The sequence below is a fragment of the Streptomyces sp. SID12488 genome, assembly GCF_010548275.1.
Taxonomy (GTDB): domain Bacteria; phylum Actinomycetota; class Actinomycetes; order Streptomycetales; family Streptomycetaceae; genus Streptomyces.
On sequence record NZ_JAAGLT010000047.1, the window covers coordinates 12,760 to 35,081 of the forward strand.

18 protein-coding genes and 1 pseudogene are annotated in these 22,322 nt (G+C 68.4%); 9 read left to right on the forward strand and 10 right to left on the reverse strand.

Annotation, left to right across the window (positions count from 1 at the left end):
- Position 1 precedes the first annotated feature (1 nt).
- On the forward strand, positions 2-2,491 hold the full coding sequence (locus tag G3I56_RS40170) for a hypothetical protein (RefSeq protein WP_164418102.1): 2,490 nt from the start codon (positions 2-4) through the stop codon (positions 2,489-2,491).
- Positions 2,492-3,230: 739 nt separating this feature from the next.
- Here the strand turns inward: G3I56_RS40170 and G3I56_RS40175 are convergent.
- On the reverse strand, positions 3,231-3,422 hold the full coding sequence (locus tag G3I56_RS40175; protein WP_024126132.1) for a hypothetical protein: 192 nt from the start codon (positions 3,420-3,422) through the stop codon (positions 3,231-3,233).
- A gap of 121 nt (positions 3,423-3,543) precedes the next feature.
- On the opposite strand from G3I56_RS40175, the gene G3I56_RS40180 reads away from it, so the two are divergent.
- Positions 3,544-6,432, forward strand: coding sequence for a helix-turn-helix domain-containing protein (locus tag G3I56_RS40180; protein ID WP_164418104.1), 2,889 nt, complete (start codon positions 3,544-3,546; stop codon positions 6,430-6,432).
- A 129-nt stretch (positions 6,433-6,561) separates the two neighbouring features.
- The gene (locus G3I56_RS40185; RefSeq protein ID WP_164418106.1) at positions 6,562-6,951 is read left to right on the forward strand and encodes a hypothetical protein; all 390 of its coding nucleotides are present in this window, start codon (positions 6,562-6,564) and stop codon (positions 6,949-6,951) included.
- Positions 6,952-6,997: 46 nt separating this feature from the next.
- Here the strand turns inward: G3I56_RS40185 and G3I56_RS40190 are convergent, their stop codons facing one another.
- The 3 genes from G3I56_RS40190 to G3I56_RS40200 all read right to left on the reverse strand — a co-directional run bounded on the left by G3I56_RS40190 (position 6,998) and on the right by G3I56_RS40200 (position 10,418).
- On the reverse strand, positions 6,998-8,083 hold the full coding sequence (locus G3I56_RS40190) for a hypothetical protein (RefSeq protein ID WP_164418108.1): 1,086 nt from the start codon (positions 8,081-8,083) through the stop codon (positions 6,998-7,000).
- Between the two features lie 74 nt (positions 8,084-8,157).
- Positions 8,158-8,385, reverse strand: a complete 228-nt coding sequence (locus G3I56_RS40195; protein ID WP_164418110.1) for a hypothetical protein — start codon at positions 8,383-8,385, stop codon at positions 8,158-8,160.
- A gap of 785 nt (positions 8,386-9,170) precedes the next feature.
- Entirely contained in the window at positions 9,171-10,418 is a 1,248-nt protein-coding gene (locus G3I56_RS40200; RefSeq protein ID WP_343240202.1) for a hypothetical protein, read from the reverse strand.
- 182 nt (positions 10,419-10,600) lie between these two features.
- On the opposite strand from G3I56_RS40200, the gene G3I56_RS40205 reads away from it, so the two are divergent.
- The 3 genes from G3I56_RS40205 (at position 10,601) to G3I56_RS40215 (ending at position 13,411) form a co-directional block, all read left to right on the forward strand.
- Entirely contained in the window at positions 10,601-10,852 is a 252-nt protein-coding gene (locus tag G3I56_RS40205) for a hypothetical protein (RefSeq protein WP_164418075.1), read from the forward strand.
- A gap of 469 nt (positions 10,853-11,321) precedes the next feature.
- Positions 11,322-11,738: a hypothetical protein gene (locus tag G3I56_RS40210; RefSeq protein WP_164418112.1), complete on the forward strand. Its 417-nt coding sequence runs from the start codon at positions 11,322-11,324 to the stop codon at positions 11,736-11,738.
- Positions 11,739-11,755: 17 nt separating this feature from the next.
- Positions 11,756-13,411, forward strand: a complete 1,656-nt coding sequence (locus tag G3I56_RS40215; RefSeq protein ID WP_164418114.1) for an RIP homotypic interaction motif-containing protein — start codon at positions 11,756-11,758, stop codon at positions 13,409-13,411.
- 153 nt (positions 13,412-13,564) lie between these two features.
- On the opposite strand, the gene G3I56_RS40220 is transcribed toward G3I56_RS40215, so the two are convergent.
- The 4 genes from G3I56_RS40220 to G3I56_RS40235 all read right to left on the reverse strand — a co-directional run bounded on the left by G3I56_RS40220 (position 13,565) and on the right by G3I56_RS40235 (position 16,847).
- Positions 13,565-15,058 (reverse strand): UvrD-helicase domain-containing protein, encoded by a 1,494-nt coding sequence (locus G3I56_RS40220; RefSeq protein ID WP_164418159.1) that lies wholly within the window; start codon positions 15,056-15,058, stop codon positions 13,565-13,567.
- Positions 15,055-15,537, reverse strand: a complete 483-nt coding sequence (locus G3I56_RS40225; protein ID WP_164418116.1) for a hypothetical protein — start codon at positions 15,535-15,537, stop codon at positions 15,055-15,057. Before G3I56_RS40225 ends, G3I56_RS40220 begins: the two co-directional genes overlap by 4 nt.
- A complete protein-coding gene (locus tag G3I56_RS40230) occupies positions 15,534-16,412 on the reverse strand; it encodes a DUF6083 domain-containing protein (RefSeq protein ID WP_164418118.1) in 879 nt (292 codons plus the stop codon). Before G3I56_RS40230 ends, G3I56_RS40225 begins: the two co-directional genes overlap by 4 nt.
- Positions 16,413-16,583: 171 nt before the next feature.
- Complete coding sequence (locus G3I56_RS40235) at positions 16,584-16,847, reverse strand: helix-turn-helix transcriptional regulator (RefSeq protein ID WP_164418120.1); 264 nt, start codon at positions 16,845-16,847, stop codon at positions 16,584-16,586.
- 155 nt (positions 16,848-17,002) lie between these two features.
- On the opposite strand from G3I56_RS40235, the gene G3I56_RS40240 reads away from it, so the two are divergent.
- Positions 17,003-18,073 (forward strand): hypothetical protein, encoded by a 1,071-nt coding sequence (locus G3I56_RS40240; RefSeq protein WP_239135392.1) that lies wholly within the window; start codon positions 17,003-17,005, stop codon positions 18,071-18,073.
- Between the two features lie 216 nt (positions 18,074-18,289).
- Complete coding sequence (locus tag G3I56_RS40245) at positions 18,290-18,946, forward strand: BlaI/MecI/CopY family transcriptional regulator (protein ID WP_164418122.1); 657 nt, start codon at positions 18,290-18,292, stop codon at positions 18,944-18,946.
- Between the two features lie 1,551 nt (positions 18,947-20,497).
- Here G3I56_RS40245 and G3I56_RS44475 read toward each other — a convergent pair.
- A complete protein-coding gene (locus G3I56_RS44475; RefSeq protein WP_164418126.1) occupies positions 20,498-21,427 on the reverse strand; it encodes a transposase in 930 nt (309 codons plus the stop codon).
- Positions 21,424-21,915, reverse strand: a complete 492-nt coding sequence (locus G3I56_RS40265; protein ID WP_164418128.1) for a transposase — start codon at positions 21,913-21,915, stop codon at positions 21,424-21,426. The genes G3I56_RS44475 and G3I56_RS40265 overlap by 4 nt, the downstream gene beginning before the upstream one ends.
- A 152-nt stretch (positions 21,916-22,067) precedes the next feature.
- On the opposite strand from G3I56_RS40265, the pseudogene G3I56_RS40270 reads away from it, so the two are divergent.
- Positions 22,068-22,157 (forward strand): annotated as a pseudogene (locus G3I56_RS40270) (IS5/IS1182 family transposase); the annotation flags it as partial.
- Between the last annotated feature and the right edge of the window lie 165 nt (positions 22,158-22,322).

The following is a 22,322-nucleotide window of genomic DNA, read 5'->3' on the forward strand; positions in this document are numbered from 1 at the left end:
TATGTCCAATGTGACGGAGATCCGCGTGCACGGCGTCAGCGGGACGCCCCCGGAGAGTCTGCTGGAGGTTGTCGATCTCAGGCAGGTCGACGGGGATGACACCGCACGATTCCTGCAGCGCTCAGTGCCGCCGCCCGAACCGCCCGTGAGAGAGGCATTTCACTGGGGGAACATGACCTCCGGGTCGATCCTCAAGGCCATGTGGCTGCTGCTCGCGCCGTTCGGACTGATCAATCTGGCCCGCTACACCCTCCCCATGGCCGTCACGACTCCCGGAGTCGCCGACACAGAGCAGAAACGCTGGGCGCGTGTAACCGCCGACGTCTTGCTGCGGCTGCTCGGCCTCGTACTGACCCTGCTGCTCACCGCAGCGGTCGCCTTCGTCGCGCTCGACCTCATCGCGTGGCAATGCGGCAACAGCATCCGCTGCGTCGCCGACAACAGCTGGCTGCCCTTCTCCGACAAACACCCCTCAAGCTGGCGGCTGCGCATGCTCCTGGGCGTCGCGCCACCAGTCGCACTGACCATGCTGCTGGTTCAGTTCGGCCGTCAGGTCTACCTCTATCCACCCCGGGTGACGCCGGCACCTGGCGCAGCGCAGCCACCGATGGAGTGGCTGGACGGCGTGGGCGCCCTCGCTCAGAAGGAGTTCTGGGCCGCGTCGCCGCGCGCCCCCATGCTGCGGCTCTTTCACACCACTGCCTGCGTTGCCCTGCTCTCCATGCTCGTCGCCTTCGCCCTGATCAAACCGGTCGCCGGGCTGCGCGGCGGCGACGAGTGGGTGGACGAGGTTCTCTGGGCTCTGTTCGGGGCCGCCGCGCTGATCGGACTGCTTTGCACCGGCTGGACGGCATGGGGCTACCACCCCAAGGGCGACCGGCTCAGATCCGATCCCACCAGCAACGACGCCATCCAGATCCCGTGGGCCTTCCGCGTGGTCCGCTGGCTCACTTGGGGCGTGCTGCTCGCCGTGTTGGTGATCGCCTTCTTCTTCGGACCGCGCTACTCCTCTCGGGGCACAGGTCTGCTGCCTGTCCATCTCAGCGGCTTCACCTGGGTGCTCAACCTTCTGTACGCAGCCGCTGCTGTCCTGCTGCTCTTCCTGGTGGGCATCACGTTCCTGCTGAGCCGCCTCATCCCGGATGCTGCTCCGACAAAACATTTTCGGCGGATGTGGGGCGGCATGGCCTGCCCCACTCTGGCGAGCTTGGCCGTTCTCCTGGCAACCGGCTTCACTGCTGGCTTCGCGATCCAGATGTCCAGGCTGCTGGGCGACCTCGTACAACCGAAGGAGAACCCCAGCCAGGACAAGGCTCCGCTCGTCCTCCCCGACGTATTCCATCTCACCGCTCTGCTGTGGGCGGGCCTTGTGGCCGTCGCCTTTGTATGCGGGCTCTGCCTGTTCTTCTGGTACCTCTTCCCCGGGTTGGGCCGTTCTCTCAAGGGCCGGATCAGTGACGACTACAACGACGTTTCACCCGCGGACCTACCGGAGCGCACGGTGTCGAAGATCGCCAAGGCATGGCGGCGAGGCTCCCTGAAGTTCAGGCTGCCTTTCGTCCTGGTGGTCTTGTCGTCCTTCAGCTTCATCTTTTCGCTGGCTCAGGGGTGCCTCGCCGGCCATGCGCTATGGACGCGGTCCGGCGTGGCGTTTCAGCGAGTGCAAGAGCTGCTCTACGAGCGCGTCTGGTTCGACGTGAAGTTCTTCGGACTGGCCGATGACGTCGGAGCTTGGGCTCTCACCGGACTGGCAGCCGCACTGGCGTTCGTCGGCATGCGAGCCTTCCGTGATCCGCGGTGGCAACGCCCAGTCGGTGTGGTGTGGGACCTGCTGGCATTTTGGCCGCGTCTGGCCCATCCCATCGTGCCTCCCCCGTACGGCGGGCGGGCCGTACTGGCATTGGCCAAGCGCGTCCAGGACAAGACTGGCGGCAGCGGCAGGGTCGTTCTCTCCGGGCATAGTCAGGGCAGCGTGATCTGTGTAGCCGCCGTACTCCGGGTGGGTGCCGAGACAGCACCGCAGCCGACGACAGGGGCGCAGCCGCCGTTGTCCCGGGTGGCGTTGCTGACTCACGGTTCGCAGCTCTTGTGGGCATACTCACGGCTGTTCCCTGCGTACCTCGGGGAGCGCCTGTTGCGGGACGTGTACGAGAAGAAACTCGAAGGGCGCTGGCGCAACCTGCATCGATGGAGCGACTACCTCGGCGCTCCTGTCCTCGCCCACCCGGTCTCGGGACGGCTACGGCCGACACTGGACGACGCTTGGGAATCGATCGACGGGAACAGGCCCGCAATCAACCAGTACGGCACCACAGTGGGCCCTGACATCTGGTACCGCGCCATCGGACCGGAGATCCAGCTTCGCGACCCGCACCGGGTCGTCGCCACCGATGGCTACCCTGTGGCTCCGCTGTTGGCGCACAGTTCCTACTACTCCGATCCGGCCTACGAAGAAATGGTGCAGCAACTGATCAACCAGCTTTCCGGCTGACGTGTCCAGATCGTCTCCCTCGACAGCCCAACAGAGCCCTCGGGGCCGTACGCCGCGACCAGCGCGCCCTTCCCGTGGCAGAACAGACAGCGTGATTGCTCGTCACTTCGAACGACGCCTCGCAAGCGAAATCCGTCGGACTGACCAGCGCCTGGAGCAGCCCAAGCCCAGCCGATGGAACCCATGTGCTACCGCCCTCGGCATCCGTGGCAGTGAGCTGTGCCGCGGCCCGGGCTCCTATTCGTGACCCCGGATCATCTAAGCCGTCGCCCACTGACACATGTCATGTCGCCAGCACTGACACCACTCTCGCGTCGTCCGGCAGATCTTGCGGTGGTCGCGGGCTGGCGCCCCGTCTGGAGCGTCCTTGACCACTTGTCGTCGCGTCGGCGAACGGTGAGGGATCTGCTGGGCATGCGGGATCAGCTGCTGACGATCATGTCGCTACCATCAGTCACTCAAGGTGATCAGTGCGGATGCCGGTCTGCTAACTATCGCCCTCCAGATCCGCCAACCAGTTCCCTCCGCAAGCTGGCGACCTGCACCGAAGAGAGTGGTCTGGAGTGCCGGGCGCAGCATGACGACGGCATAGAACCGGGGCTGCCAGGCTGAGCAGGTCCGGCCCGCAGGGTGATTGGGAGCTCCACCGTGCCCTGGTGACGTTCTATCCCCGCTCCGGCCTGTTCCAGGGAGCGGAGCCGTACCTGCTCCGTACGTAGGACAACATCCGTCTGGCGATTCAAGCGAACAGTGCTGCGAGGGCTGCGGTCACGGTCGCGGCGAGAGTGAGGACCGCTGTGAAGGCGGCGGCGGCCCGGGTGAGTGCGGTGGGGTACGTGGCGCCCTCCATGCGGGCGAGTTTGCCCGCGCCGGCGGCGGCCAGCAGTGCGACAACGATCACGAGCGCGGTGGTCAGAAGGACGACGGCCACGAGGACTCCCGGTAAGTGGTGGGGCGTTGACGTGGTCGAAGGTCATGGAACCGGTGTTCGCCGGGGTTCGCCGGGACGAGAATGAACACCGGCGAACACATCGGAGCCTCGGGGAAGGTACATGGACGAGCAGAACGGCCACAGCCCGCAACTCACCAAACTGCGCGGGAGACTGGCCGACGGGCTGGCCCGGGCCCGGTTGAACCAGACCCAGCTGGCCCGGCGGGCAGGTCTGGGACGGACCACCGTCTCGGAGGCGCTCTCTCCTCAGAAGCCGGTGCCGTCCGCGGAGACGGTGGCGGCACTGTCACGCGCACTGCAGCTGCCCGAGGCAGAAATGCTGGCGTTGCAGCGCACCGCGGTCCAGCAAGCAGGCACAAGTACGACAGAGGGGCCGGGCCGACCCATTGGAGAGTGGACGCCGCATGACCTGGAGGTCCACCGGGCCGGACCCGGCCCGACGGCCGCGGGCCCCGACATGTCTGCAGAGCGGGCTTGGCCCGCCTATGTGCGCCGCGAGCATGACCGGGTGCTGGACAAAGCAGTCGACGACACCATGGCTGGCCGCAGTCGGATCATGGTGCTGGTGGGCGCCTCCTCGACAGGCAAGACACGGGCGTGCTGGGAGGCCGTCCAACCCCTTGCCGATCAGGGGTGGCGGTTGTGGCATCCCTTCGACCCGACCAGGGCGCAGGCTGCGTTGGAGCAGCTGCACCGCGTCGGGCCCCGTACGGTGGTGTGGCTGAATGAGGCCCAGCATTACCTCGGCGACCGGGCAGTAGGTGAGCAGATCGCGGCAGCCGTGCACCGTCTACTGGTCAGCCGGGAGCGCGGGCCCGTGCTGGTGCTGGGCACGCTCTGGCCCGAGTACGCCACCCAGTACACGGCTCTGCCCTTACCGGCCGAGCCGGATCTGCACAGTCGAGTACGAGAGTTACTCGCCGGCCACCTCTTGGCAGTACCCGATGCTTTTGACGCCCCGGCCCTGGCTGAGGCCAGGGCTCTCGCCAAGGATGGCGACTGGCTGCTGGCCGACGCCCTCACCCGTGCACACGCCGACGGCCGGATCACCCAGGACCTGGCCGGTGCTCCCGAGCTCCTCAACCGCTACCAGCATGCCGGCCCAGCCGCCAAGGCAGTGCTGCAGGCCGCGATGGACGCGCGCCGCCTCGGCGTCAGCTTGCACCTCCCCCAGGCCTTCCTCACCGATGCCGCCACTGACTACCTCAGCCAGAGCGACTACGACCAGCTCACCGACGGTTGGGCAGAGCAGGCATACGCCGAACTCTCCAAGCCTGTCCACGGCAAACAAGCTCCCTTACGACAGACCACCCCCCGCCCCCTGCGACGCCCGCCCGCCCCTGCCTCCGCCGCCACAACGGGCGCAGAGGCAGGGAGAGGACCTCAGTTCCGGCTCGCCGACTACCTCGAGCAACACGGCCGCACCAGCCGCCGTCACCTGTGCCCACCTGCATCCTTCTGGCATGCCGCCCTCACCCATCTCGCTCACCCCGATGACCTGAACCGCATCGCGGATGAAGCTGAGAAACGCCTTCGGCTGCAGTGGGCTCACCACTTGCGCCACCAAGCCGCCGCCCACGGAAGCCCTGTGGCCCTGGCCTTACTAGCGGTGTTGCGTGCGGAGGCCGGGGACCCGGACGGCGCCGAAGTCTTAGCCCGGCAGGCCGCTGGCCATGGCAACACCGACGCCCTGCACCAACTGGCTGAGATGCGGGAAGAAGCCGGGGACCGGGATGGTGCCGAAGCCCTGGCCCAGGAGGCCGCTGGCCTCGGCGACACCGACGCCCTGCGCCAACTGGCGGTGACACGCGAACTCGCCGGGGACCGGGATGGCGCCGAAGCCCTGCTTCGTCAAGCCGCTGGCCTCGGCGACACCGACGCCCTGCGCCAACTGGCGAGGATGCGGGAGGCAACCGGGGACCGGGATGGCGCCGAAGCCCTGCTTCGTCAAGCCGCTGGCCTCGGCGACACCGACGCCCTGCGCCAACTGGCTGAGATGCGGGAAGAAGCCGGGGACCGGGATGGCGCCGAAGCCCTGATCCAGCAGGCCGCCGACCACGGCGACACCGACGCCCTGCGCCAACTGGCTGAGATGCGGGAAGAAGCCGGGGACCGGGATGGCGCCGAAGCCCTGGCCCAGGAGGCCGCTGGCCTCGGCGACACCGACGCCCTGCGCCAACTGGCGAGGATGCGGGAGGCAACCGGGGACCGGGATGGCGCCGAAGCCCTGATCCAGCAGGCCGCCGACCACGGCGACACCGACGCCCTGCGCCAACTGGCTGAGATGCGGGAAGAAGCCGGGGACCGGGATGGCGCCGAAGCCCTGATCCAGCAGGCCGCCGACCACGGCGACACCGACGCCCTGCACCAACTGGCGGTGACACGCGAACTCGCCGGGGACCGGGATGGCGCCGAAGCCCTGGCCCGGAAGACCGTCGTCTACGGTGACGCCATCGCCCTGTGCCGGCTGGCGGTGATGCGGGAGTCTGCCGGGGACCGCGCAAGCGCGGAAACCCTGGCCCGGCAGGCCGCCGACCACGGCGACACCGACGCCCTGCGCCAACTGGCGGTTATGCGGGAGAAAGCCGGGGACCGGGATGGTGCCGAAGCCCTGACCCAGCAGGCCGCCGACCGCGGTGACACCATCGCCCTGTCCCAACTGACAATGATGCGGGAGTCTGCCGGGGACCGCGCAAGCGCGGAAACCCTGGCCCGGCAGGCCGCCGACCACGGCGACACCGACGCCCTGCGCCAACTGGCTGAGATGCGGGAGTCTGCCGGGGACCGGGCGAACGCGACAATCCTGGCCCGGAAACTTGCCGACTACGGCGGAGCCTCTATCGAATACGAACACACGGCCTGGGCATCGATGCTCCGCATGCGATGGCCACACGGTATGGACCCGGACGGCACTCCGACGGCCCCCTGGCAACCGATGATGGATATCCCGTACAGCCCACTCACACCATCCGCCGCTTCATCGCCATAGGCATGCTGTCACTTCGCGGTTCGTTGGCCCGGTGCTGGTCACGGCGCGCATGAACTTCGAGCACGCCCACGAAACACCAGCCACGGCCGTCTAGCGTGCTCGGACGACGCCCCTCACTCGCTGGTCGTCATGGAATCGGCAGGCAGTGGTGCTGCGTCCCCGTACAGGCACACATGGACGCCGTCCTGGGGCCTCTGGCCGCTGGCGGCAGCCCCGGTCCTCGGCGATGTCGTCCTGATCGACTACAGCTGGAACTCCTGCACAACGACCGAGGGCGGCTTCGTCGATGGCCACGTCGCCGCGCCCGAGGGGGAAGTCGACGCCGACTCCCTGGAGTCACCACCTGAACCGCGGCACCCACCGCGCGCTGGTGAGCTCTACCCGCTCCAGGGAGCGGAGCCGTACCTGCGCTCGCTCGCCAATCGCAAGGACGTCGTCGCCAGGCTGCGTACAGCCCTTGCCGAGTGGGAGGAGGCGCAGCGCCGCGCCGTCCCCACCCCTGCGTCGGCGGTCGGCTGAGCGGCGCGCACTCTGCCGCCAGCCGCCCGCGCTCTCCGGAGCTGGCTTACGAGGCGGCCGGTGCGGTGTGCTGGAACGGCGCACTGGGCGCTCGCCGCGGCATCGGCCGCCGGAGCCCGGACGGGCCTCGGGCGCTGAGTTCGCCGTTGTCCGCCCGGCGCAGCATCTCGCCCGCGTTCTTCAGCGCCATGACGACCCGGGTGCGCAGGCGGGGGTGGAACGGCATGGCAAGCGGGACGAGAGCGGCGATGGCGGTCGGGTTGGGGATCGAGCTGTTACGCAGTTCGCGGACGACCTGGTTGAAGGCGTAGCCGAGCTTGTTCGGCAGCTGGACGTGGGAGCGCTGCAGAGAGGACAGCAGCAGCGCCAGCATGTCCTCGTACGCGGTGCGCAGGGCGTTGACGCTGTCGTACGACACGATGTCGGCGGCGAACAGCCCGCGGCCGCGCTCGAGGCGCTCGAGGATGGCCTTGAGCATCTTCAGGTCGATGTCGCCGGCGTACCGCAGGGGCTGTTCCACCCGGGCCAGCAGCTTGCCGCCCTCCACGCCCTCCCTCCAGGAGAAGCGACTCAGGAGGTGGAACCATGCCTCCTGACTGCGCAGCGAGTGGACACCGCAGCCGATAAGAATCTGGTAGAGGATCTTGGCCCGCAGCGGGCGCGCGCCGCGCAGGACGGCCCCGTACGTGACGTGGGAGTAGCCGGGGGCCTGTTGGGCGAGGGTGCGGTGGCTGAGCCCGTTGAAGTCCAGCAGCGTCTGCAGGAGCTCGCGCAGTTCGCCTTCGTCGGTGACCTGCGGCGGGATGAGGTTGCCGGTGCGCTCCCACCGGCGCAGCGCCTCGCGGCACAGATCCCCGGTGACCCCGGCGGCGGCCAGGCGCAGGCTCTCCCAGCGCGCGCTCCAGTCTTCGGGATCGCCGCCGCAGGCCAGGACGTAGCCGTTGACGGTCGCCCAGGTGGGCAGTTTCTTGCCCGCGTGGGCGTTCGACAGCGTCGCGGTGGACATCCCGCTGTGCTGGGACATCATCGCCAGCGGCGGGTCGCCGGCCTTCTTGCGCAGCGCCTGGAGGTCGCGGGCGAAGGCCACCAGCGGGTCGTTGCTCTGGGGCAGTTGGTTCATGGGACGGGCCACGGCGTCCATCTCCTTCCCGAGCCCGGAACGGGGCCGGGGCCCGTCGGTGGGACGGGCCCCGGCAGGGGATCGGGTCAGAGCAGACGCTGACGTAGTTCGGCCGCCAGCAGTCCGCCGGCACCCAGGATGGCCAGGGCCTCCTCCAGCTTCATCCCTCGGGCGAGCAGGACGACCAGCGCGCCCAGGAGGATGACCAGCAGGAGTATGGACGCCAGCGGCGAGGATTGCGTGGCGCTCGCCGGGGTGTGCGCGCACGGCCCGTTCTGCTCAGCAGGAACGGGCTCAGGAAGCAGGAAAGACAAGGAAGTTGACTCCCAACAGGAGGCGGGTGGTCGGTAGCGGTCCGGAACTTGGTGCTCAAGTGCCTTGCAGGGCACAGGACTTCACGCCGGTGGTTGCAGCCACATGCGTCAGCGAAGCCCACGTTACCCAGGCTTACGCTTGACGATGCCGATTCAGTTCCCATTGGAGGCAAGCCGTAAATAAAGCGCTGACCTGTTATTTAACGGCTGGAACGGAATTGTTTAAGGAATGGTTCGTCGCCGGATTGAACATCCCGCGAATCAGGCGCGTAGTCGCAGGCCGCGGCGGGTTTGGCCTGGCCACGAGAAACTATCTGCCTACATCTCTTGGCCGAGGTTAATTATCCCCCCATGATTGAGCTCGTTCCCACGTGCGCGTGACGCGCGCGGCCCGCGGGTCGCGCATGCGCGTACAAGAGAGGCGCAGGTCCAACGGTCCGGACACGCACCGCAGAACGCAGGAGGCCCCGTTGCAGCGGGGCACCTCCGCAAGGTGGCACGGCCAACAGGTCAGCCACTGGACTTCCTTCCGCCCGACGATGACGACTCTCGCGGGCCGAAGGGCGTACGGCAAGAGGGCAGGGCCCGGCGGAATCCGCCGGGCCCTGCCCTCTTGCTCACAGCCGCTCCCTCGTCACCGCCTGCCGGCGTGTCTCAGACGTCGGGACGGTGCGGGCCGCCGAAGTCCTCGTCGGTGAACGTCCCGAGCGCTGGCAGGAAGCGCAAGTCCCTGCAGGTCTCCCGGTTCTCCACTCGCGCGACGATCTCGTACGGCCTTCGCCAGGCTACGAGTCGACGAGGTACGCCTTCTCCCCCATCATCAGCGGCGCATCGGCGGGCCCCTTGATGTAGGGGCCACGCCAGATCACCCGGTGCTCCTGGCGACTGGGGTACCACTGCCGCACCTTGTGCATCCGCACCGGCCACCGGTGGTGATACTCCCGCTTGGTGTCCCCGGCCGGGTCCGATGGACGGGGCGAGGGTGTGACGAGCCGGATCACCCGCACATCGGGATCCTGCGGCACGGACGCGTCGCTACTGCCCGCAGCCGTGCCCCCGGTGGCCCGAGGCGAGCTGATCGCCGTGATGCCCTGGGAGTTCAGCCGGAAGAAGGCGAACATGTAGCGGCCCACGAAGTCGTCGTACGGGTCCTCCACCCGGCCGCCGCCCCACTCGCCGGTCTCGGGGACCGGCTCGGCACGCCACTGGGAGGCCTGGGCGCGGGCGTTTTCCATCTCACGGTAGAACTCGGAGAGGTGCGCGAGCGTTTCGGAGCTCTCCTCCGCGAGGCAGGCGTCGCCGCGCATCCCGTACATGCCGTCCGGCATCAACGGCGGCAGGGGGCTGCCGGAGGCGCGCGCCTGGGAGACCGCCTGGCGCCATCCGGTCGGCTGGACCGGACCGTCGCGGTCCATGAACGTGGTCACCTGCACGCCGGGGTACTGGGCGGTGGGCAGGATCTGGTGCTGGGTGACGAACTGCCAGCCGAACGCCTTGATGTCCGACAGTGAGCCGGTGCGGTTGACGACCACGACCGGTTCGGGCAGCACCAGCAGCGCGGTGGGTACGAGGATGTCCCGGTCGCGGTGAAGGGTACTGACGTCGGCCGGCTCGAGGGTGGCGGCCGCGGCCATGACCGCTGCGTGCGCGGCCGGGGAGATGACGAGGACCTCAGCCTGTCGCAACACTTTCTCGATCTGGCGGATCTCCCACCCGGCGGCTTCCCCGGCCGCCCGGGGCCACGGCGGCCGGTGGCCCTGTTTGCCCAGCGTCATCGACCATGCCGCATCCCGCGCAGTGTCCCCGGGCCGGTCCGCGATATCGGCGAGATTGCTGTGGAGCAGCACGGCGTACAGCTCGCTGACGACGTTTTTGATGTTGGAGGCGAGCATCGTCTGAACCCACGAGTTCCCGGCCAGAGACCGCCCGGTCTGCTCCCGCAGACGCCGCGCTGCCCGGGCAGCACCGGTCGCCGTCCACTGCTCGGCCTTGTCCCTGCTGCGCTCCTTCTTGCCCCGGCTCGCCTTGCCCACCCGACAGCCTCCCCCACCACCATGGCCAGTTGCCGAAGCCGTACCCGACCTCCGAGATCCGGACACGGCACGATCCAGCCGATGACCGCTGCCTTCAGGAGCTGGCTGATCACCCTGCTGACGCTGCCTCATCCTTTACGCCAGGGTGCGGTGATCGGAATCGACAGACGGAGGGGGCGTCCGTGGAAGCACGGATGTGGGACGCGCTGGTCGGCGTGATGAAGGAGGCGTACACCGCGGGACTGGGCGAGGGCGCCGTGCCGCGCCCGGTCATGATGCCGCTGGTGCACGGCGAACTGGTCGGGCTGATCTGGGTCCGCCCGCTCAAGGTCGGCCAGGACGCGCTCGTGCGCCGGTCCTCCGGTTCGCGGGCCTTCTTGGCCTTCGTCGCCGCCTCGCATTCCTTCACGATCGGCTCGATGCGCTCGTCATGACCGTGCTCACGCCGGACTGCCTTACCGCCCGTCTCGCCAGGGTCGGTGCAGCCCTGGCCGGCCTTCGCGTCGCAGAGCGGGCAGCGGCGGCGGATCCAGAACCGGCGGGCGACCTTCTCGTGCAGGGGGACCTTCCGGCCCATCGGACGGGACTGGAACGGCTGCACCGCCGACGGGGCGCGCTCGCCGGGCAGGTGCCGCCACGCGTCGTACCGGCGCTGCTTTTGCTGCCCTTCCTTGAACTCCCCCTCGCAGCTGGCGCTGGACCGTATTGAGGAGCTGCTGAACACTTGCCGGAACGGGTGTTCGCCTGTGGCTAATGCACATGCTGAACCGAACGACAACATCCCAATGGGAAACCCTGTCGTTCTCATCTGTCACCCGCTTCCCGCGTTGGCCTCCGGGAGATTAGGGATCAGTTCACGAGGTATGACCCTATTTTCGCCCCGCGCTCCCATTTGGGGGGATCATGGAAGTCATCGCGCTAATAGCGGCGGCCCTGGCCACAGGGGCCGCCGCCGGAGTACAAGCCAGCACGTCCGAGGCCGTAGGCAGTCTGTACGCCCGCCTGTGCCAGCGGGTCCGGGAGCGGCTGGGCGAACGGTCAGCCGAACTGGACCCCGCGATCGAGGCCCAGCGGGACAGGGACACCTCCGCCCCGGACCCAGTGGCTCCCGAACTACGTCGGCTGCTGGAGGCCGGGCAGGACGAGGAACTGCGGGCACTCGCTGACGCGGTACTGCGGCAGCCGGCGGATGCGCGTGGCCGCAGCGTCCGGTACGTGTGGGCCAACAACAACCAAGCCCCCGTCTTCGGCGACGGAACGTATCAGAGGAACACCTTCTACAACGCGGCGGCGCCGCCGGTGACGCCTGGAGAGGGGTGAATGTGAGGCTCCTGGGGTTGCTTCTCGTCGGGCTTGCCGTCATCCGGGTGGGTGCTTGGGTCCTCGCGGGGGCGGGGCATGTGTCCGAGGTGGCGGCGGGTGTCCTGGCAGATGCGCTGATGAACGTGGTCGTGTTCGTGGCCTGGACAGTGGCCGCTCTGGCCGCCCTGGGGCTGCTTGCCGCGCTCGCGCACGGGGTTGTAGAACTTCACGACCGACGCAGCCGAAAGCAGTGGGCAGCTCGACGCGTACGTCCGGTCGCCGTGCCTCTCCGTCCCGCCCCCGAAGAGGCGGCTCCGGCCACCCCGCCGATGCCAGCCGCCAGCGATCCCGTGGCCGTGCCTGTGGTCGAGCAGCCTGTCCTGGGACGGCTGGCGTACCCGCCCGCGGTCGGTGACCGGCTCGACGACCGCGATCCCGGCGGGTCCGATCGCGACGATGAGCCGCTGATCGAGACGGCTCTGCCGACGTTGCCGTACGACGATCCCGTGTTCGGCGGGTCCGATCGCGACGATGAGCCGCTGATCGAGACGGCTCTGCCGGCATTGCTGTACGACGATCCCGTGTTCGGCGGGACTGGTGAGGGCCCTAGGTGTTCTGTCCCGGAAGTCTGGTCGGCCATGCCGCCGAACCCTGTCAGCGAGGACGCGCCGATCATCGACGGAAACCATGTTCCACCGGCCTTACCTGCGTCCCAGAACCCCACACCGCCGCTGGCGCCGACATCGATTCCACAGGCCCCACCAGTCACCGCTTTGCTCGTCCTCGCCTGCCGTGGGGTCCAGATCGGCGACGACAACGAGCAGTTCAACACGTACACGTACACACTGCAGGACCCCACCGTGGACTTCGCGAAGGTCCTACGCCGCCCAACGGTGCGCGATGCCTTGAACCGTTTGATCATGGACCCGAAGAACGATGAGCTCCGCACCAAGGCGGCAGAGGCGTTGTGCGCGGGCAAATGGACCTTAAGAGAGAAAGAGTTGCTCGATCTCGGGCCGCTCGGCAGGCGGTCCCCGCACTCCGATGTCACCCGTGATCTCAAGGCGATGCAGGGATTCATCACCGTGCGCAACTGCCAAGGAGTCCAGACGGGGAAAAGTTGCTACCAGCAGAACGACTTCATCTACGCCTGCCGTCGGGCGACCGTCAGTGCCTCTTCCCTGCTCAAGTCACATCCAGAAGTGACGAGTTCGCTGATCGACGCTGTGGTCATGCCATCGCAGAAGGAGTGGAAGGAACCGGGCGAGAAACTGAACGCCGCGGTTCGTGCCGCGCTCAATTCACCCGAGTCACTCGACGCGATCCCGGACCGGTCGATCAAGGTCAGCCCCCGGAGCGCCGGTGTCCTACGCGACCGTGACGGGGTCAGCATCGGCTACGGGTGCCACGCCGCCGACTTCAAAGCCGTCATGGTCGAGCTCAGGGACCCGCGCAACCTGCCCAAATGTGTGGTCAAGGAATCCGGGCGCCTGATGGACCACATGGCCGCCCAACTCCGACGGCAGGCCTCGGCGAGGAGGGAGCCGCCTTCCCCGCCGCGCCGTAGTGTTACGAGCGCGCCTGACCTGGACGGACTGCTGCCGCCACCTTCCTCAGGAAGCCCGAACCGCGGGATGAAACCTCCGTCGGATCCCGAAAGCCCCTCGTCGGGACGCGGGATCGGATTTTAGTGCCAGCTGGCTCCTGATATGCCGTTGCTCCCGGGTGCTGGCCGGGGCAGGGCAACGGTGCGCAGCTTCGGCTTCTTCGTCTGTGGCGCCGTTCTTCTTCGCCGCCTCGCGGGCCGCGACTCGGAGAATCCGGCCTCGCCGGAAGGGTGAGACCTACGCGTCCTTTTCCCCAGCCCGCGGTGTCGCCGTAAGGGATGCGGCAGGGTGTTCCTCGATCCAGGACAGGCCTCCGATGTCGAGGTGGTGGCGGGTGCGGGTGACGGCGACGTAGGCGAGGCGTGCTTCGCCGTCGTCGATCGGGCCGGGTACCGCGCGGCCGGTGTCGTCCAGTTGGTCGCTGTCCTTGGGTGGGGTGAAGTCGTCGGCGATTCTCACGCCAGGCCATTCGCGGCCTTTGGCCTTGTGGGCGGTGGAGACGGTGATCTCGGCCTGTTGTTCGGGGACGAGTTGGGCGACGGCGGCCAGGATGGCGTCGGTGCCGTGGGTGTCGACGAGGTCGACGAGTGGCTGCAGATCGCGTCCGGCCGGGTCGTGGGCTGCGTAGTCCTGCAGCTCGCCCCAGGAGGGGAACAGGACCAGTTCGGGGTGGGTGGTGCGGCGGCCGTCCTTGAGGTCGTGGGCGGCCAGGGCCAGGGCGCGCAGGCTGTCTCCTCCCCCGACCAGGGCCACGCGATGTTCGGTGGTCAGCAGGTCCATGACCTGGGCGATGGCGCCGACGTTGGTGCGGCACAGCACGGCGTCGGGCCGGGTGAGGGGGCCGAGTTCGGTGGGCACGGTCCCGGTGCCGGTGAGGCGGAGGGGGGCGTCGGCGATGGCCAGCCACCGGTTGGCCTCGTCGGCGAGGCGGGGGCCGAAGCGGAAGGACTGGGAGAGGGCCAGCTGGGTGCCGTCGAAGCCGGTCATGACGTCTTTGGCGCCGCGCCAGTCGTAGATGGCCTGGGCGGAGTCGCCGACCATGACCAGCTGGGCGTGGTCGCGCTGGTCGAGGAAGATCTGTTCGACGACGGGGTTGGTGTCCTGGGCCTCGTCGAGGAGGAGGAAGTCGGTGGCGATTTTCGGGGCGGTGAGGGCCCAGATTTTCAGGTAGTGGTCGTGGTCGAAGCGGACCGCGCCGTCGTCGGGGTGCTGGAGGTCGGCCCAGGCTTTGCGGGCGAAGGGGACGATGTGGGCGGCGAGTTGGGCGTGCAGGTCGCGGTCGTCCAGGCCGCGCAGGTGGGGGACGTGGTGGCGGGTGATGGCGGGGTCGGCGGTGTGGCAGAAGCGGGCCACTGTACGCAGGGCGGCGTTGGAGAGCGTTCGTTGTGACAGGTCGCGTTCGCCGATCCGGATGGCTTTGGTGATGCCGAGGGCCTGTCCGGTCTGCCAGGCGGGGCGGCGGGGGGCGCCCAGGCGGCGGGTGTAGTGGTGGCCGACGGCGGCGTAGGCGAGGGCGTGGGCGGTCTTGCAGGTGACGGTGGGCGGGAAGCGGGCGGCGGCGTCCTGGGCGATGGCGCGGTTGTAGGCGAGGTAGCGGCCGCGGCGCCGGGTGGCGTGGGCGAGCTGCGCCAGGGTGGTGGTCTTGCCAGTACCCGCGCCGGCCTGCAGGGCCAGGTGTTCACCGGCGTGGAAGGCGTCGGCTGCGGCTTGCTGTTCGTCAGTGGGGGTCAGCACGGCGTGGCTCCGGGGGTACGGGTGAGGGCGCGGCCGAGGGCTGCGAGGAGGTGGGGTGCGGTGGTGTGGGCGAGCAGGTTGTGGACTGCGCGGTCGAGGCGCTCGGCCTCCTCGCCGGCGTGTCGGGCCAGGGCCCGGTGGAGGGCCAGTTCCAGGAAGAGGCGAGGCGGTTGTCCCGCGCTGTCGGCGGCGGCCTGGAGTACGGCGTGGGTGGCGGGCGGGAAGGCGACGTTGAGCAGGATCTTGCCGTCCGCGTCGGGGTAGTGCGTGGTGATCACGTCGATGGGCAGCAGTCCGCCGGTCTGGTGACGCAGCCGGTTGAGGGCCTTTCCCGGGGTTTTGGCAGGCACGACGGCCAGGAGGTGGGTGGTGTCGTGGTTGGCCGCGAGCGGCATCGTGCGAGCGGCCCGGTGGAGTTCAGCCGGGGTGAGGGGCCGGGTCAGGGTGATGTCCAGGGCGTGGTGCGGCATCGTCACGCCCTCCCGTGGTGGCCGGGCGTGGCGTGAGGCAGGCGGGTGCGGATGTGTACCGCGTGGAGGAGGGGGTCGAAGACCTGCCATCCGGCGAGGGCGAGGTCGGCGGCGCCCGGATGGGCGGCGTGGGCGGGGCAGCGCTGGGTGCGCCAGCGCATCTGCTCGGCGTAGGGCAGGCGGCTGAGGTCGTAGACGGCCATCAGGGTGGCGGGCAGGGTGAGTTGGCCGCGCTGCGGGCTCGCGGGGAGCAGCGTCCATAGGCCTTGGGGGGTGTTGGGGGCGAGCACGGGCTCCGGGCAGCGGTGGCGGTGTCGGGTCTGGGCCACACACCGGATGCCCTCGACGGGGGTCTCGGCGAGGTAGCGGCCCAGCAGCAGTTGCACGACGGACCGGGCCGGGCGGTTACTGCCGGCGGGCGGCTCGCAGGCAGCGGGTGGCGCGCAGACGGCGGCCGGGGCCGGGGTGAAGACACCCGCGTCGATGAGGCGGCGGGTGCGGACGGCGAGTTGGCGGCGTACCGCCTCGAGGTGCGGTCCGGTCCGGGTGGTGGGGGTGCGGTCCGGGCAGAGCACCGTGTGCGGGATGCGGCACCAGGCGCTGCCGTCGCCGTGAGGGTGGGCGATGCCGCTGCTCAGGTGCCAGCGGCAGGATTCGGGGACATGGGCGGCGGTCAGTTCGGCGGGGTGCAGGGCGATGGGCCGCTGGTCGGTGCGCTGGTAGAAGTCGATGCGGTTGCCGCACCGGCGGCAGCGGCCGCTCTGGCCGGCGCGCAGCAGGCGGCTGGGGCTGGTGGCGGCCACGCGCAGCGGACGGCGCGTCGGTGTGGTGCGGGGGCTGCCGTCCCAGGGGCAGCCGGTGGGGAGAGTGTTGGGGTGCATGGCGGGGACCGTGCCAGGCGACACCCCGCCATGGCGGAGACGGGCAGGGCCGTGTCCCCCGGGCGGCCCAGCGATATCGAACGCGTAAGCCAGACGACGTACGAAAGTTCGGTGCATGCTCGCCGGTTCGGGTGAATCACAGAGCGACGGGCGAGCAGGTGCCCAGCGCGGTCAGGAGTCCGGGGCGCCGGGTGGGGTGTGGTTGTCACAGATGGGGCCCAGCAGGTGGTCGATCGGCACGTCGAAGGCGTGGGCGAGGGCGTGCCAGGTGGTGACGCTGCCGGTAGTGCGGCCGTGTTCGAGGTCGATGAGGGTGCGCCGGGCCAGGCCGCTGCGGGCGGCGAGTTCGTCGAAGGTCCAGCCGCGCGCGTCCCTCAGCCGCGCCAGCGTCACACGCAGCGCAGTGAGGTCGGGGTCGGGCGGCAAGATCGCCACTCCACCATCCGACGGTGCAGGCCCCTGCCCTGTCAGTGCGGGTTTCTGCACTATCGACGCAGGTGGACGACGGACGGCTTGGCACTGCGGGAGGGCAGGGATCTGCACTACGGTGCGGCCGACTCCCGCTCTCGCTCACCGGGAGGGCACAGCCCATGCGACAGCACGGATTGGGATGGGAGGGCAACGGGCCGATGCGGCTTGCCAGCACGCACGCCACGGTGCAGCGCATCTGGACGGTGGAGCTGCGCCCACTACCGGGCGGGCCGGCTCTGGCCTGTCCCCGCTGCACGCTGCACGGCCACCCCGTACAGGCCGCCTCCGCACGATCCGCCGCCCTGACCCATCTGGCCCGCCACGCCCGCACCGACGCACTACCGGGGCACCTGCGGACCTGCCAGTGCCGGGCACGCGGCTGCCAGTGGCATCCCCGCCACCGCGGCTGCGCAGGACCGGTGCTCCTCGCCCTCACCCGCGACCGCAGCGGCCGCACGTGGCGCCTCGCCGACGCCTGCGCCGCCTGCGCGGCCGCCACCAGTCACACCGCCGTCGTCCCCTCAACCCTCCTCACCCCACGCCCTCCCGAACGCGTACGGCGCGGGCCCGAGCCACCGGGCGGCCCGGCCGAACGCACCCGCGTACGGGAGATGCTCACCTATCTGGCAGCGGCACTCCCCCAGTTCACCTCCCCCGCCACCCGCCTGCTCGCCCTCCAGTGCGCCCTGCGCTCCGACACCCACGGCCATGCCCGACTGCCCGATGGCCTGCTGCGCGGCATGCGGCTGCACGGCCGCAACGAACTGTGGGAAGAGCTGGAACACACACGCTGGCTACGCCGCACAGCCGGCAAGCACCCGCGCACGCAGGCGCAGTTGCTGGATGCGGCAGTCCTCTCCCAGCAACCGGGCAGCCGAGCACGCGCCCGCGCCGCACACTGGGCCCTGCACCCCACTCCCCTGGCAACGCCAACCGGACAACCTGCGGCTCTGCAGCTGACCGCACTGACCCTGGCCTCCCACACCTCGGGAGACACCGGCAGTACCGACATGGAGGTACTCGCCCGCCTGTGCGGACACTCACCCCACCAGACCGCCGAACTCCTCGACCGGCTGACGGCATCACGCACACTCAGCGCCTGGCACCACAACCGCGAAACCGACGAAGTCTTCTGGCACCTGCCCCCACAGCACGCCACAGGACGGCCCGGTGAGCATCGAACGCATTGACTACGGTTCGTGGACGACAAGTGCGGCTGAGCGCAGGACTTCGCCCGAGCGGAACAACTGGCTCCGCCCGCCCGTACCATCGCTACACGGGAGCAGACTGCACCAGGTGCGGCCGCCCATGACTCAGTCAAGTCCTGCGGGTCACCGCCCAGCCCAGGCGCCCGCTCTGGGGGTTAGCTTCAGCCCGCGGCCGCGCCCCGAGGAAAGGCCAACATCATGCCTGACACCCAGACCGCCACCACCGAACTGACATCGCATTACACGGCCCAGGTGGCAGGCGACCTTGACCGCAACGCCAAGGAACAGGAGCGCATCGGCGCGGAGATCGACGCGCTGCAGGAACAACTGCGCGCCCTGCAACACGACCACACCGTACTGACCAGCATGCAAAAGGCGCTCGGCGGCACGGGCACCGCCACACAGCCTGCCCCCGATGCGGCCACAGCACCCTCGGCACCGCGGCAGAAGACCTCCGCGAAGTCCGGTACAGGCAAGCGGGTGCGGGCGAAGAGGACTGCCACTGCGCAAGGCGGCGAGGCGGTCAAGAAGCCGATCGCCAAGAAGCCCGAGGCCACCGCCAAGGCGACGGCAGCGAAGGCGGTCCAGCCCACTCTCGTCGAGTTGATCCGCCGCCACCTCGCCGATCAGGGCGAACCTCGCTCCGCAGCGGAGATCGCGACCGCGCTCGGCCAGGCCCACCCCGACCGGAATATCAAGACCACCGTCGTACGCACCACAGTCGAAGGCCTCGTCGCCAAAAGCCACGTCCAACGCACCAAGCAGGGCAACTCCGTCTACTACACCACCACCGGCACCCCGGAACCGGCGGCACCCGCAACGACCCCGGCCGAGGACCAGCCCGAGACCAGCTGATCACCGGGGGGGGCCGGTGATCATGCGGGGGCGCTGGGCGGACGCCCTGGGCGCGGTCTCCGGCATCCGCACACAAGCCGACCAGGCGGGCCTGCCCGCAGATCAACGGGCCGCAGCGGACAGTGCCTGCCGGCCCTCATCAGCAACAGCGACTTCCCCCAGTACTGGGCCTTCCACACCCACAAAGAACACGAACGCCTCTACCCCCGGCCCGACCAGCACAACTACGAACTCCTGGCCTGACCGGCGACCTCACTTCAAAAGAGCCACACCCATCGCCGATCTACGCCTTCTGGCGGATATGAGGCACCCTCACCCCTCCTGGTAGAATTTGACATGCATTGTCGGGAGGGTGGGGCCCATGACTGTGATCAAAAGATCGACACTTGCACATCGACAACCGCGCTTCATCTGCAACCCGCCCGAACCCTATAGCTCGTAACGCTATGGCCTCACAACATCCCCTTGGAGGTTCAGGTGTCTTGCCCTGGGACGGATGAAGCCACGACTGGCGTCATGATATTTCAAGTTATCCTCTCGTTTGGAATCGTTGCTTTAGCTATTTACATTGCAATTAAATTCAAATTTGGATTCTGGGCCATTTTTGCAACAGCTTGTATCGTTCTCGCTTTGAGTAGCGCCATCGGGATGAACCCAACAAGTACTTGCCGCTAATACGGCAGCCACCGGACCGGCAGGGAAATTTTAAAGCCACGGTGATCATGTGACCATTACGGCAGCCGCGCTATCGCCTAAAGGCAATGCCGTGACTCTGTTGGTGATCTTCAGGAGTCATCCGGTCGCTGCGGTGCAGAGGGTGTGAAATCGGCTTGATCGTGTGCGTCCTCTGAGACCTCAGCAAGCCACGAGAAATAACCCCATGCGAGCGAGGATCCGGCAGGTGGGCGCTACCGTCCCTTCCCGCGCGTCCTGCAGTCCGGGCAGCCTGTCCCCTTCGGCTTCGTGCGCGACAGGGCCGTCGCCTCCCATTCATGTCCCTTCACGCAACGCCAGCGACAACGGTCGTTCGAGCCCGGCCGCATCTCGGCCGGTACCGTACCCAAGCGGCTGAGGTTGGTGAGAAACTCGGCCGCAACCTGCGGGTGCCGTTCCAGGAGTGAGCCACCGGCAGGAGGTGTACGCCGGGCCTGGCGTGTCCGTTCCCGGCCGCATCGCGGGCAGCCGCTCTTCTTGGTCCCGGTGCGGTCGCTCGGGGTGGCCTTCCACTCGCCGTGCCCTTTGGCGCAGCGCCAGCGACACGGCCGCTTGGAGCCGGGATGGAGGTCTGCGGCGGTGGCTTGTAAGTCATCGAGGACGAAGACCAGTTCGCCCGTGATCTACGGATGCAGGTCGGCGAGAGATTTTCCGGGGCAAGGCCTCCTGTTCCGCTTCTCGGCACCGCTCAGGTAGCAGGGCTGGCATCCGTTTGCCGACGGCACGGACGCGCTGGTCGATGGTCGCTGTCCACTCGTGCCCCCGGGGGCAACGCCACTGGCACAGATCCTTCTTCGAGCAGTGCCAGCACCGCATGGCCTGCGCACGCTGCGACTTCTACACCCCCCCCAAGGATTCCACGAGAGCCCAACTCCTCGCAGCCAAGGGCAACTTGCAGAAGATGGCCGTCTCAATCCCACTCACCGAAGACGAGCAAGCGGCCCTCACCGACGGCCATAGCGCACTCGACCGCCTTCTCGACAGGCTCGCCGACACCCCCACCCCGGCCGGACCAACACCCCGACAGCTCGACGTCCCGGCTGGCGCCACCCTCCTGCCGATCCTCGACGTCCGCCAGGGCAAAGCACAGCAAGCTTGACAATTCTGATTCCACAGAATGATCCTGGTGACGTTGCCCTCGACCGCTCCCGAGGTGTGCGTGGTGGTGAGGGCCGCAAGGACCGCTGCGCGGTTGCGCCGCATGTCTGCGGCCAGTGTGCGGAGTTCTCGTTGTCCGTCCAGACGGACGTTGGCGAGCCAGACGTCGAAGGCCAGGTGTTCGTTGCGCCGTTCCCGCACCAACTGGGCCAGGCGGCGGACGCATTCGGTGGTCGTGGCCAGTGCGGGGCTGCGTTCACACAGGTCGTCGAGGCACTTGCGCTCGGTGTCCGTGAGCTGCTCGGGCCGACACATGATCCAGTCGGTGACACGGCGGACGGTCGGCTGAGGCAGAGGGGCATCCGTCGGGATCATCCCGGTGCGATAGGGCCGTAGGTGGCGGCGGGCGGTGTTGACGTCATCGCGGTAGCCCAGTTGCTGGATCTCCCGGGTCGGTGCGGCAGCGTTGGTGCAGCCCTCCATCCAGCGATGATGCAGATAGAGCCGGTGGTCGTCGATCAGGCCGGGTCGCTGCGACGAGGAGCTCTTCGACACCGGCAGCTCGGGCGAAACGCAGAACGGTGCCGCGGCTGAGGTGGAGTTCACGGGCGATGGCGCGCAGGCTGTCGCCGCGTTGGATGCGTTCGTGGATCTGCTGGTGACGCTCACGGGTGCGGGCAACCAAAGGGACGCGGTCGTCCGTGGATATCCAACTCGGTGAAGGCGGCAGACGCAGGCGAGGAGGCGTCGTCCTGGCCGTTCCGGAGCGTGAGAGGTTCTCGCAGGTCAGCGCAATGTCGGCCGATGACGCGTTCGACTGCCTGGGCCAGGTTGTGCAGCAGCTGCCATGCGTCAGCAACCCATCGGGCCTGCGGAGCACCTGCGCAGGCCCAGTCACGGTAGGAGCCGGCACGGTTGCGACAGATGACCCGCACTTCGGGATGATCCCGCAGCCACGCCGCGAAGGTATTCGCGGCGCGGTCCGTGAGAACGTCGACGAGACGGTGGGTGATCATATCGACCAGGATCGTCGCGTACTTACGACCGCGGCGCACGGCGAACTCGTCAACACCGAGATGCGCAACGGGGCCAGCCTGAGGAAGGAGCGGTGCGCGGATCAGGCGGAGCAGGGTGTCCTTGCCGGTGGTGATGGCCATCCGCCGGAGCAGACGGGCTCACGCAGGCCCGCCCAGGAACAGAGCGATGTCCGCGAGTTGAGTGGTGAGAGCGTTCGTGCGGCGCGCGTATCGCCGGGTCAGGGCCGGGATCTGCTCGGCGAACGTCCCGTGGGAACCGGTAGAGGGCGAGTCTGAAGTCCTGGCGCATCTTCTGCGGAGCGCGATGCAGTTCGAATCGAATGACGTCAATCTCCGCAGTTGTCCTCACTCTGGAGCGGTAACGGCGAAAGAGTGCACTACTGCAATATCAACACGCTAGGCTTGAAGGATCACCTTGGTCAGCGTGGCGTGAATGGTGAGGTTCCATCGCAGCGCTGAGGTGTTGGCGGGCCAGGGCTCCCACTGTCCCGGTCTGCGCACGGCGAATCCGTAGGCACGACACCTCC